9 protein-coding genes are annotated in these 12,602 nt (G+C 73.7%); 7 read left to right on the plus strand and 2 right to left on the minus strand.

The window, feature by feature from the left end:
- The first annotated feature begins 66 nt into the window (after positions 1–66).
- The 4 genes from DW297_RS07500 to DW297_RS07515 are packed head-to-tail and all read left to right on the plus strand — an operon-like array spanning position 67 to position 4,104.
- Positions 67–1,710, plus strand: coding sequence for a dipeptide ABC transporter ATP-binding protein (locus tag DW297_RS07500; RefSeq protein ID WP_136030963.1), 1,644 nt, complete (start codon positions 67–69; stop codon positions 1,708–1,710).
- Complete coding sequence (locus DW297_RS07505) at positions 1,707–2,753, plus strand: putative FMN-dependent luciferase-like monooxygenase (RefSeq protein ID WP_136030965.1); 1,047 nt, start codon at positions 1,707–1,709, stop codon at positions 2,751–2,753. Before DW297_RS07500 ends, DW297_RS07505 begins: the two co-directional genes overlap by 4 nt.
- Positions 2,750–3,406 (plus strand): CMD domain protein, encoded by a 657-nt coding sequence (locus DW297_RS07510; protein WP_136030967.1) that lies wholly within the window; start codon positions 2,750–2,752, stop codon positions 3,404–3,406. The genes DW297_RS07505 and DW297_RS07510 overlap by 4 nt, the downstream gene beginning before the upstream one ends.
- Positions 3,403–4,104, plus strand: coding sequence for an alkylhydroperoxidase domain protein (locus DW297_RS07515; protein ID WP_136030969.1), 702 nt, complete (start codon positions 3,403–3,405; stop codon positions 4,102–4,104). The genes DW297_RS07510 and DW297_RS07515 overlap by 4 nt, the downstream gene beginning before the upstream one ends.
- 35 nt (positions 4,105–4,139) lie before the next feature.
- On the opposite strand, the gene DW297_RS07520 is transcribed toward DW297_RS07515, so the two are convergent.
- Both DW297_RS07520 and hrpA read right to left on the minus strand, forming a co-directional pair.
- Entirely contained in the window at positions 4,140–5,084 is a 945-nt protein-coding gene (locus tag DW297_RS07520) for a quinone oxidoreductase family protein (protein WP_136030971.1), read from the minus strand.
- 28 nt (positions 5,085–5,112) lie between these two features.
- Positions 5,113–9,045, minus strand: a complete 3,933-nt coding sequence (hrpA, locus tag DW297_RS07525) for an ATP-dependent RNA helicase HrpA (protein WP_136030973.1) — start codon at positions 9,043–9,045, stop codon at positions 5,113–5,115.
- Between the two features lie 43 nt (positions 9,046–9,088).
- Here hrpA and DW297_RS07530 point away from each other — a divergent pair, with 43 nt between their 5' ends.
- The 3 genes from DW297_RS07530 to DW297_RS07540 all read left to right on the plus strand — a co-directional run.
- Complete coding sequence (locus DW297_RS07530; RefSeq protein WP_240744548.1) at positions 9,089–10,324, plus strand: heparan-alpha-glucosaminide N-acetyltransferase domain-containing protein; 1,236 nt, start codon at positions 9,089–9,091, stop codon at positions 10,322–10,324.
- Positions 10,321–11,160 (plus strand): aldo/keto reductase, encoded by an 840-nt coding sequence (locus tag DW297_RS07535; protein WP_136030978.1) that lies wholly within the window; start codon positions 10,321–10,323, stop codon positions 11,158–11,160. The genes DW297_RS07530 and DW297_RS07535 overlap by 4 nt, the downstream gene beginning before the upstream one ends.
- Positions 11,161–11,353: 193 nt before the next feature.
- The coding region (locus DW297_RS07540) for a thioredoxin domain-containing protein (protein WP_136030980.1) at positions 11,354–12,602 on the plus strand (1,249 nt) is incomplete at its 3' end.

Below are 12,602 nucleotides of genomic sequence, written 5' to 3' on the forward strand. Positions count from 1 at the left end.
GCCGACGATGAGCGCGATCTCTGCGTCCACGACCACGATCAGCCACCGCCTCGGAAGGGGAGCGCGATGAGTGCGAGCCCCGTCCTCACCGCCACCGACCTCACGGTGTCGTACGGCGACCGGGAGGTCGTGCACGGCATCTCGTTCGACATCGCCGAGGGTGAGACGCTCGCGCTCGTCGGCGAGTCCGGGTCGGGCAAGTCCACCACGGCGCACGCGCTGCTGGGGCTGCTGCCGGAGGGGGGTCGCGTCGACGCGGGGCGCGTGCTCCTCGGCGAGCTCGACATCTCCGGCTGGAGCGACCGCGCCCTGCGCAGCATCCGCGGCCCCGAGATCGGGCTCGTGCCGCAGGACCCCGCCACCTCGCTCGACCCCGTGCGCCCGGTCGGGGTGCAGGTGGAGGAGATCCTGCGCCTGCACGGGCACCGCGACCGGAGGTCGCGCCGGGCCAGGGCGATCGAGCTGCTCGACCGCGTGGGCATCGACGACCCGGGGCTGCGCGCACGGCAGTATCCGCACGAGCTGTCCGGCGGCATGCGGCAGCGGGTGCTGATCGCAACCGCGGTGGCGCTGCGCCCGCGGCTGCTGATCGCGGACGAGCCCACCAGCGCGCTCGACGCCACGGTGCAGCGCACGGTGCTCGACCTTCTCGACGAGCTCCAGCGTGAGGAGGGGACGAGCATCCTGCTGGTGACGCACGACCTGGGGGTCGCGGCCGACCGTGCCGCGCGGCTCGTGGTGCTCAAGGACGGCCGCATCGTCGAGCAGGGGGCGAGCGACGCGGTGCTCGCGGCGCCGCGGGAGCCGTACACGCGGCAGCTGCTCGCCGACGCGCCCGCCTTCGCGACCGGGTTCCGCCGGCCGGACGCACCGCCGTTCCTGCGGGATGCGGCCGCGGTCGCCGCCGAGAACCCCTACGCGATCGTCGCCGAGGGGCTCGTGAAGGAGTTCCGCGTGGCGGGTCGCGAGCGGTTCCGCGCGGTGGACGACGTGTCGTTCCGCGTGCGCCGCGGCACCACGCACGCGCTCGTGGGGGAGTCGGGCTCGGGCAAGACCACCACGGCACGACTCGTCACCCGGTTCCACCGCCCCGATGCCGGATCGATCGAGGTCGCCGGGGCCGACGTGACGGCCGCGACGGGGGCGCCGCTGCGCGCGCTGCGCCGGCGCATCCAGCTCGTGTACCAGAACCCGTTCGCGTCGCTCGATCCGCGGCAGCACGTCGTCGACATCGTCGCGGAGCCCCTGCAGAACTTCCGCGTCGGAGGCAGGGCCGAACGGCGGGAGCGCGCACTCGCCCTGCTCGACCGGGTGGCGCTGCCGGCCGACGTCGCCCGCCGCACCCCGCGGGAGCTGTCGGGCGGGCAGCGGCAGCGCGTCGCGATCGCCCGTGCCCTCGCGATCGACCCGGAGATCGTGGTGCTCGACGAGGCGGTGTCCGCGCTCGACGTGACGGTGCAGGCCCGCATCCTCGAGCTGCTCACCTCGCTGCAGGCCGAGCTCGGGCTCACCTACCTCTTCATCTCGCACGACCTCGCGGTGGTGCGGCGCATCAGTCACACGGTGTCGGTCATGCGCCGCGGCCGTGTGGTGGAGGAGGGCCGGACCGAGGAGCTGTTCCACGACCCGCAGCACGAGTACACCAGGGAACTGCTCGCCGCCGTGCCCGGCGTCGGCGACGCTCCCCAGAGCCGAGAGGTCCTCGCATGACCGCACCAGCCGCCGCACCCACCGTGGCGTTCTTCACCCGTCTGCTCGACGACGCGTCGCCCGCCGATCGCTACGCGCTGGCCACGGCGCAGCTCCAGCACGCGGAGCGGCACGGCATCGGTCGTGCGTGGGTCGCGCAGCATCACTTCCGCGCCGCGGAGGGCGGGCTGCCGTCGCCGCTCGTGTTCCTGGCGCACGCCGCCGCGCATACGAACCGCCTCCGGCTCGGCACCGGGGTGATCACGCTGCCCCTGGAAGATCCGGTGCGCGTGGCGGAGGATGCGGTGGTCGCCGACCTGCTCTCCGGCGGGCGTCTCGATCTCGGGCTCGGCAGCGGGGGCACGCCCTCGTCGTTCGTGCCGTTCGGGGAGGACGTGCGCGACAAGGCCGCCACGTACGACCGCAAACTGCGCGTGCTGCTCGACGCGCTTGCGGGCGAGGACGTCGGCGGCGACAACACCCTGTACCCCGACCCGGGCGACCTCGCCTCACGCGTCTGGCAGGCGACGTTCTCGCCCGCGGGCGGGCGCCGCGCGGGTGTGCACGGCCACGGGCTGCTGCTCTCGCGCACGCAGCCGCGCGCGGCCGAGCGCCTCCGCGCGCCGCTGTCGGCGCTGCAGGACCCCATCATCGACGCCTACCTCGACGCGCTGCCGGCCGGCGTCACGCCGCGCATCACGGCCTCGCGCACCGTGTTCGTGGCGGATGACAGGGCCGAGGCGCTGCGGTTCGCGGAGGTCGGGCTGCGGCGCGCCGCGGAGGGCTTCCGCCGCCAGGGGCAGACGATCCCGGGCGACGACCTCGACGACCTGATCACCGCGCTCGACACCCACCTGGGCACGCCGGAGGAGGTGGCCGCCTCGCTCGCGGACGACGTGACGCTGTCCCGCGCGACCGAGGTCGCGTTCCAGGTGCACTCGGTCGACGCGCCCCACGAGCACGTGCTGCGCTCGATCGAGCTGTTCGCCGCCGAGGTCGCCCCGGCACTCGGCTACGCCCTCACCCCGTCCCCCGCGGACACGACCCTCAAGGAGAACGCATGACCGACGACATCGTCGACCGCATCGCGGAGGTGACGCCGGGGCTCGACGCGCTGCGGCGGCGCCGTCCGATCACGCGCGAGCAGTTGCAGGCGAGCTTCGACGCGCTGTTCCGCCCCGTCTCGGTACAGCACGCGTCGCAGGCCGAGCGCGAGCTGATCGCGGCCTTCGCGACCGGGCTCGCCGGCGCCGACGACCCGACCGCGCTGTTCTACGCCGACCGGGCGGAGGCCGCCGATCCTGAGCGCGCCGCGGTGGTCAGGGCCGAGCTGGCCGGGGCCGCCGCCACCGGTCCGTTCGGCGCGTACACCGAGGCCGGGCTCCAGGGGGAGAGCACCGACGGGCTGAGGTATGCGCCGGACGCCACCGCCACGGACGCTCTGGGCGGGCGACTGGCCGCCGCGCTCGCCCACGCGCACCTGCTGGTGCTGCGGCCGCGCGAGGCCTCGGCCGCCGACCTGGGCCGCCTGCTCGACGCGGGGTGGACGCCCGACGGCATCGTCACGGTGTCGCAGCTCGTGTCGTTCCTGGCGTTCCAGCAGCGCGTCGTGACCGGGCTCCGCGTGCTCGCCGCCGCCGGACTCGCGACCGCCACCGCCGCCACCACCGCCACCACCGACCCCACCGCCGCGTCCACCGAGGAGGAGGCCGCATGACCACCGCCGACGCCACCGCTGCCACCGAGCCCGACACCACCGACACCACCGATCCCGACACCACCACCGAGCCCGACACCACCGACACCACCGACACCGCCGACACCGTGCTCCGACACGACGACGCCCCGCACCCGCACGGGTTCACGCGCGCCGAGGTCGGGTGGACGCCGCACCTGCCCCCGCTCGCGGAGGACGAGCTGACCGAGCGGCACTATGACGGCCTGGTCGACACCGCTCGCGCCAAGAACGACTACTTCCGTCTGCTCGCGCGCGACCCCGAGGTGCTCCGGGCGCGCACCCTGGTCGACAAGGACATCTTCTACAACGTCGCCGACGGACTGCCCAGGGCCGATCGTGAGCTGGCGGCCACCGCGGCCTCGCGGCGCAACGGCTGCGTGTTCTGCGCCTCGGTGCACTCGCGCTTCGCGGCGCATCACAGCAAGCGGCCGGACGACGTGGACCGGCTGCTCGACGAGGGCGTGTCCGCCCACCTCGGCGAGCGGTGGAACGCGATCGTCGCGGCCTCCGTCGCGCTGACCGAGACGCCCAGCGCGTTCGGGCCCGACCACATCGCGCTCCTGCGATCCGCGGGGCTCGACGACGGCGAGATCGCCGACGTGGTGCACGGCGCCGCGTTCTTCAACTGGGCGAACCGGCTGATGCTGTCGCTCGGTCGACCCGTGGCTCCGGCCTGAGCCGGGCAGCCCCGGCTCCGGCACCAGGGTGATGGCTACGGCACCAGGATGATCTTGCCGGAGGCGGCGCCGGATTCCATGAGCTCATGGGCCCGGGCCGCCTCGGCGAGCGGGAGCTCCGGGCCGAGCTCGATCGTGAAGTCGCCCGATGCGAGCAGCTCGACGGTCTTCTCCAGGGCTTCGGCGCGCCAGGCGAGCTCCTGCTCCGTGAGCGGGACGGGGGAGCCGCCCGAGAACGCGCGGATGCCGAAGTCGGCCGCGTCGGGGCCGCGCACGATCGTGGCGATGCGGTCGCGGTCGGGCACCAGGGCGAGCGAGGTCTCGATGGCCTCGTCCGTGCCCGCGCAGTCGAGCGCCACCGTGACGGGCGACGGAGCGGCCGCGCGCACGCGGTCGAGCAGGCCGTCTCCGTATGCGACGGGGAGGGCACCGAGCTCGCGCAGCTGCTCGTGCCGGGCGGGGCTCGCGGTGGCGATCACGGTCGCGCCGCCGGCCACCGCGAACTGCACCGCCGCCTGACCCACCGAGCCGGAGCCGCCGTGCACCAGGAGCACGTCGCCCGCGGTCACGCCGAGCGAGCGCAGCGCCTGATACGCGGTGCCGGCGGGGATGCCGATCGCGGCGCCCTCGGCCGCGGTCACCGCGTCGGGGAGCTTCACCAGCTTGTCGGCCTCGACCGCGAGCGCCGAGGCGTACGTGCCGACCGTGTCACGGATCGCGACGCGGTCGCCCACCTCCAGGCCGTCGACGCCCTCGCCGAGCACCTCCACCACGCCCGCGCCGTCGAAGCCGACGCCCCGCGGTTCGGTGATCGGCGGTGACGGACGCTTGCCGCTGCGCAGCTTCGCGTCGATGGGGTTCGCGCCGGCGGCCTCGATGCGCACCACGGCCTCGCCGCGCACGGCGACGGGATCGGGCACCTCCATCAGGTGCAGGACATCGGGGGAGCCGAACTCGGTGTAGACGATCGCGCTGGCCATGACCCCAGGCTACCCGGGGAGGACACGGTCAGTGCCCGGACAGCGCCTTCATGATCCGCTGCGGCGAGACCGGCTGCGCGGTGCCGAGGCGCTGCGCGAACACGCTCACGCGGTACTCCTCCAGCAGCCACCGCACCTCCACCAGCGTCGGCGGCGCGTCGGTCGGCAGCGGGATCGTGCCGCCCGCCTCGGTGAACGCGGTCGCCATGCGCTCGAACTCGGTCAGCCGCGCCCGGTCCTTGCCCGGCTCGTTCGCCAGCGTCTTCAGGCGGTCGAGCATGCCGTCGAGGTAGCGGGGGTAGTGCGCGAGCCGGTCGATGCCCGCCGCCGACACGAACCCGGGGTGCAGCAGACCGCTCAGCTGCGTGCGGATGTCGTTCAGCGGTCCGAGCAGCGCCAGGGAGTTCTGCGCCGTGATGCCCCGCTCGACCTCGCGCGCCTTGACCAGGATCCGCGCCACCAGGGACACGGCGGCGAACAGCTCGTCCACGAGCACCGCCGACACCGCCTCCCGGACGCGGGCGAACTCGGCCTCCGTGCGCACGATCCCGCGACCGGCGCCGTCCGGCCCTCCGGTCGACGCGTCGATCACGCGGCGGGCGACCGCGGCCCTGGCGTCTTCGATGAGCGCCGCGGCGGAGGGATACGGCGACGCCGCGAGCGCCAGCTTCTCCTGGCTCGTCAGATGCTCCTGCACGTACGACGACGGCGAGGGCACCGTGAGCAGCACCAGCCGGAGCACGCCGTCCCTGGTCGCGGTCGCGGCGGCCTCCGCGGTGGCCTCCACGCGTACGGAGACGCTCTTTCCCGCGTCGACGATCGCCGGGTAGCCGCGCACGACGCCGCCGGCGACCCGGGTGTCGAGCACCTCGGGCAGGTCGCCGAAGGTCCACGCGGTCAGCCCGGTCTGCTCCACCGGGGCGGCCGCGACGCGCTCGGCGCCCGCCGCCGCGGTCGGGCTCGCGCGTCGTGACGGCGCCGCGATGGAGCGGGCGACGCTGCTGCGGGCGCGGTCCGACAGCTCGGTCTGCAGTGCCCGGAGGTCGCGCCCCGAGCCGACCACGCGGCCGCGTTCGTCCACGGCGCGGAAGTTCATGCGCAGGTGCGCGGGCACGCGGTCGTCCTCGAAGTCCGCGGCCGACACGAGCTGGTTCGCGAGAGGCTGGATGAGGCGGGCCAGTGCCTCCTTGAGCGTGCGCGGGGGAAGGCCCTCGTGCGACTCCGGGCCCTGGTCGGCCAGCTCGGCGCCGAACTTCTCCGCCCAGTCGGCGGCGGGCACCACGTGGCGGCGGATGGCCTTGGGCAGCGCGCGCAGCAGTCCCGTGACGAGCTCGGCGCGCAGGCCCGGCACCTGCCAGTCGAAGCCGCGGTCCTCGATCTGCGCGAGCAGCGGCAGGGGCAGCACCACGCTCACGCCGTCGTCGGGGGCTCCGGGCTCGAAGCGGTAGGCGAGCCCCAGCACCTGGTCGCCCTGCGTCCACCGCGTGGGGAACTCGCGCTGGTCGGCGCGGTCGGCCTCGTCGACCAGGTCGCTCTCGCGCATCACGAGCAGCTTCGGCGCGGTCGTGAGCGCCTCGCGCCACCACTTCTCGAACGAGCGCACATCGAACACGTCGGCGGGGATGCGCTCGTCGTAGAAGCGGAACACGGCCTCGTCGCCGGCGAGGATGTCGCGGCGGCGCTCCCGCTCCTCCAGCTTCTCCAGGCGGCGGCGCAGCTCGGCGTTGCTGCGCCAGAACGCGCTCACCCGCTTGTCGATGCGCGACGGATCCCACTCGCCCTCCACGAGCGCGTGCCGCACGAACAGCTCGCGCGACGCGGCCCGGTCGATGCGGGCGAACTGCACGCGGCGGCGGGGGATGATCTCCACCCCGAACAGCGTCACCTTCTCGAAGGCGACGGCGGCGCCGGCATCCTTCGACCAGTGCGGCTCCGTGACCTGACGCTTCGCGAGGTCACCGGCCAGCGGCTCGGCCCACGCGGGGTCGATCTGGGCGACCGTGCGGGCGAAGGTGCGGGAGGTCTCCACGATCTCCGCCGCCATCACCGCCCGCGGGCTCTTCTTGCGCAGCGCCGAGCCCGGGAAGATCGAGAACCGGATGCCGCGGGCCCCGCGGTACTCGGTCACCCGGCGCTTCGGGTCCTTCGCGGGGGAGTGGCTCTTGCCGGCCGGGGCCGTGCGCTCGTCGAGGATGCCGATCTGCGACAGCAGACCAGACAGCAGGGCGCGGTGGATCGCGTCGGGGTCGGCCGCGCCACCGGCCTCCGCGCCGCGCTCCGGGTTCTTGCCGAGCGTGCGCAGCTGGCGGTGCACGTCGAACCATTCGCGCACGCGCACGTAGTTGAGGTGCTCGGCGCGGCACAGCCGGCGGAACGCGCTCGACCCCAGCTCGCGCTGCTGCTCGCGCAGGTGGTTCCACAGGTTCAGCAGGGTCAGGAAGTCGCTCGTGGGGTCGGCGAAGCGCGCGTGCAGGCGGTCGGCCTCCTCGCGGCGCTCCTCCGGACGCTCCCGCACATCCTGGATCGTGAGTCCGGCGACGATCGCGAGCACGTCGCGCAGGACGGCGCCGCTGCGGTCGCGTCCCGCCTCGAGGAGCATGCGCGCGAACCGCGGATCGATCGGCATGCGGGCGATGTCGCGGCCCACGCGCGTGAGATGCGTCGAGCCGTCCCGCCGCGACGGCTCGACCGCGCCCAGCTCGGTGAGCAGGTCGAACGCGGCCTTCACGCCGCGGGAGTCGGGCGGGGTGAGGAACGGGAACGCCTCGATGTCGCCGAACCCCAGCGACAGCATCTGCAGGATGACCGAGGCGAGCGAGGTGCGCAGGATCTCCGGCTCGGTGTACTCCGGGCGCCGGTCGTAGTCCTCCTCCGAATAGAGGCGGATCGCGATGCCCTCGCTCGTGCGGCCGGCGCGCCCCGAGCGCTGGTTCGCTGAGGCCTGGGAGATCGCCTCGATCGGCAGGCGCTGCACCTTGGAGCGGTTGCTGTACCGGGAGATGCGGGCGGTGCCGGTGTCGATCACGTACTTGATGCCCGGCACGGTGAGGCTGGTCTCGGCGACGTTCGTGGCGAGCACGACCCGCCGTCGCACCCCCGCCACGCGACTGCGCTCGAACACCCGGTGCTGTTCAGCCGCCGAGAGCCGTCCGAACAGCGGCAGCACCTCGGTGGGGGAGCGGTCCTTCCCGTAGGCGCCGCGCACCGCATCGGCCGCATCACGGATCTCGGCCTCGCCGGGCAGGAACACCAGCACGTCGCCGGGGGCTTCACGGTCCAGCTCGCGCAGGGCCGCGACGATCGCGGACACCTCGTCCTCCGGGTCGCCGGATGCCGATGCGTCCTCGTCCGCGTCGTCCACGAGGGGCCGGTAGCGGACCTCCACCGGGTACGTGCGGCCGGAGACCTCGATGATCGGGGCGGGGGTGTCGTCGGCGGCGGCGAAGTGCCGCGCGAAGCTCTCCGGGTCGATGGTCGCCGAGGTGATGATCACCTTGAGGTCGGGGCGCTCCGGGAGGATGCGGGCGAGGTAGCCGAGCAGGAAGTCGACGTTGAGGGAGCGCTCGTGCGCCTCGTCGATGATGATCGTGTCGTAGCGCGTGAGCAGCCGGTCGCGGTGGATCTCGTTGAGCAGGATCCCGTCGGTCATCAGCGCGATGCGCGTGGCATCGGAGACCTTGTCGGTGAAGCGCACCTTGTAGCCCACGAGCGTGCCGAGCTCGACGTGCAGCTCCTCCGCGACGCGCTCCGCGATCGTGCGGGCGGCCAGGCGTCGGGGCTGCGTGTGGGCGATGCGCTCGCGGCCGAGTTCGAGCGCGATCTTGGGCAGCTGGGTGGTCTTGCCCGAACCGGTCGCGCCCGCGACGATCACGACCTGGTGGTCGCGCACGGCGTCGGCGATCTCCTTCCGCGCGGCGCTGACGGGCAGCTCCGGGGGATAGGAGATCACGGGGGAGGACATAGCCCTCCATCGTATGCCGGGATGCGCGCCCTACGATCAACTCGTGACCTCCCCCCTCGCGTCCACCCGCTGGTTCCGGGACTTCGGCCGGCCACCGCGCATCCTCGGCCTCGACGTGGCCAGGGCCCTCGCGATCCTGGGTATGGCCGCCGCCCACGTCGGCGAGCTCCGGCCCTTCGCGTGGGGCGACCCGTCCACCTGGACCGACCTGGTGAACGGCCGCTCCTCGATCCTGTTCGCACTGCTCGCCGGGGTGTCGATCGCGCTGATGACGGGGCGCAGCACGCTGCCCGCTCCCGAGCGCATGCCGACGCTGCGCCTGAACCTGGTGGGCCGGGGCGCGGCGATCTTCCTGATCGGTCTCGCGCTCGAGATGCTGAACACGCCCATCGCGGTGATCCTCACCCTCTACGGGCTGCTCTACGTCGCGGTGATCCCGTTCCTGCGGTGGCGGGCGTGGCAGCTGCTCCTCGCGGCCGGGGTGCTCGCGCTCGTGGCCCCCGCCGCGCTCGCGCTGCTGAGCGCGCTCGCGCTGGAGCCCTACGGCGCAGGGCTCGGCTTCGCGCTGTACGGCGTGTACCCGCTGACGGCGTGGCTCGCGTTCGTGCTGGGCGGCCTCGCGCTCGGCCGGCTGCACGTGGAGCGACTCCGCACGGCGGTCGTCGCGCTCGCTGTCGGCGTGCTGCTCGCGGTCATCGGATACGGGCTCGGCGCGGTCGGCCAGGCGGCCGGAGTCGGGGGCGACGACGGTGGCATCGGCTCCGGCGACGGCGGCTTCGGATTCGGCTCCGGGTGGGACGCGTACCCCGCGGCGCTCGCGGGGCTGGACCCGCTGCGGTCGGTGCTGTCGGCGTTCTTCGGCGTGGAACCGCACTCCGGGGGCACGGCCGAGATCCTCGGCTCTGGGGGCTTCGCGCTCGCGTTGGTCGCGCTGTGCCTGCTGCTGAGCCGGCCGCTGCGGTGGGTGTTCCTGCCGCTCGCGGCACTCGGCTCCATGCCGCTCACGGCATACACGGTGCACGTGGTGTCGATCGTGGTGCTGGTCGGCCCCGGCGGCTTCGTGCAGAGCACGGCCTTCTGGCTGCTCACCGCGATCGCACTCGTGGTGGCCGCGACACTGTGGTCGATCCTCTTCGGCCGCGGACCCCTCGAGCGCCTCGTGGGTCGGGCGGCGCAGGCCATGGCCTCGGTGCCGGTCGACCGACGCGGTGCCTCCGCCGACACGGAAAGACACGATCCCGCCACACCTGTCATCACAGGTCATAGGCTGGACCCATGACCACCATTCCCTCTCTCGAACTCAACGACGGCAACTCCATCCCGCAGCTGGGCTACGGCGTCTTCAAGGTGCTGCCGGCCGAGACCGAGCGCGCAGTGAGCGAAGCGCTGGAGATCGGCTACCGCCACATCGACACCGCCGCGATCTACGGCAACGAGGAGGGCGTGGGCGCCGCGATCGCCGCCTCCGGCATCCCGCGCGACGAGCTGTTCATCACCACCAAGCTCTGGAACGACCGCCACCACGACGACGAGCCGCGTGCGGCGATCGGCGAGAGCCTCGAGAAGCTCGGGCTCGACCGGGTCGACCTGTACCTCGTGCACTGGCCCACCCCGGCGAAGGACGACTACGTGCACGCGTTCGCGAAGCTCATCGAGCTGCGCGAGGCCGGACTGACCCGCAGCATCGGCGTCTCGAACTTCCTCGTGCCGCACCTGGAGCGCACCGTGAAGGAGACCGGCGTCGTCCCGGCCGTGAATCAGATCGAGCTGCACCCGGCGTACCAGCGTCGCGAGGAGGTCGCGTGGGCCGACGCGAACGACGTGCGCATCGAGGCGTGGGGTCCGCTCGGTCAGGGCAAGTACGACCTGTTCGGCATCCCGGCGGTCGCCGACGCGGCCGCGGCCCACGGCGTCACCCCGGCGCAGGCGGTGCTGCGCTGGCACCTGCAGAAGGGGATCATCGTCTTCCCGAAGTCGGTGCGCCCCGAGCGTCTGCGCGAGAACCTCGACGTGTTCGGCTTCGAGCTGACCGACGCGGAGATCGCCGCGATCGACGCCCTCGACCCGCTCGACGGTTCGGGTCGTGTCGGCTCGCACCCCGACGAGGTCAACTGACGGGAACCCCCGCCCACGGAGTCGGCCCGATCGACCGGTCACGCAACCAACCGGTCGCACCGACAGGCCACCACCCCCCCGCACCCGAACGCCCCGTGTCGCCGCTCGCGACGCGGGGCGTTCGCGGGGGAGCCGCGATCCCGTGCTCACCGCCGCAGCCCGCCGTGCCGCCGCGCGGCGTAGCGTGGACGGCATGACCAACCGGCTCGCGGACACCCTCAGCCCCTACCTCCGGTCGCACGCCGAGAATCCGGTCGACTGGTATCCGTGGGGCGAGGAGGCGTTTGCGGAGGCGCGACGGCGGGACGTGCCGCTGCTGATCTCGATCGGCTACTCCACGTGCCACTGGTGTCACGTGATGGCGCGCGAGTCGTTCTCCGATCCGGTCACGGCCGCGCTGATCGACGAGGGCTTCGTGGCGGTCAAGGTCGACCGCGAGGAGCACCCGCACGTCGATGCGGCGTACATGGCCGCGGCGTCGGCGTTCACGCAGAACCTCGGCTGGCCGCTCACGGTGTTCACGACGCCGGGTGGCCGCGCGTTCTTCGCCGGCACCTACTGGCCGCCCGAGCCCCGGCCGCCGATGCCCGCGTTCCGCGAGGTGCTCGCGGCCGTGCGGGAGGCGTGGACGGTTCGGCGCGCGCAGGCGGAGGAGTCGGCGGACGCGGTGACCGAGGCCCTCGCCAGGGCGGCCGAGTCCGCGCCGTCCGACCTGCCCGACGCGGCGGCGATCGTCACCGCCGCCGAGGGGATCGCGGCCAGGGAGGACCGGCTGTTCGGAGGCTTCGGCGGGGCGCCGAAGTTCCCGGTGGCGACCACGCTGCGGCTGCTGCAGCATCCGCTGGTGCGGGCGGGTTCTCCCGACGCCGGGGCAGCGGCCACGCGGGCGCTCGCGGCCATGTCCGGCTCCGACCTGCGCGACGAGGACGGCGGCTTCTTCCGCTACGCCACGCAGCGGGACTGGACGGTGCCGCACTACGAGCGCATGCTCACCGACAACGCGCAGCTGCTGGAGGTCGCGCTGGACGAGGGGGATACGGGCACCGCCCGCGGCATCGCCGGTTTCCTCCTGGGCGTGCTGCGACGCGACGGCGGCGGCTTCGGCGCCGCGCAGGACTCGGAGTCGTGGATCGACGGGGTGCGCAGCGAGGGCGGGTACTACCAGCGCCCGGTATCCGCGCGCGGCGAGCTGGAGCCTCCCGCGGTGGACGGCAAGGTCATCACGGGCTGGAACGGCCTCGCGGTCGGGGCGCTGGCCAGGGCGGGGATGACTCTCGGCGAGCCCGACTGGGTCGAGGCGGCGGCCGCGGCGGCCGATCATGTGCTGCGCGTCAACCGCGGCGACGACGGCGCGCTCGCACGGGCGTCGCTCGACGACCGTGCCTCGGCAGCCCCGGCGACGGCGGCCGACCTCGCGCTGTTCGCGGAGGGGCTGCTGGGCC

It is taken from the genome of Microbacterium sp. PF5 (assembly GCF_004794315.1).
Lineage (GTDB): Bacteria > Actinomycetota > Actinomycetes > Actinomycetales > Microbacteriaceae > Microbacterium > Microbacterium sufflavum.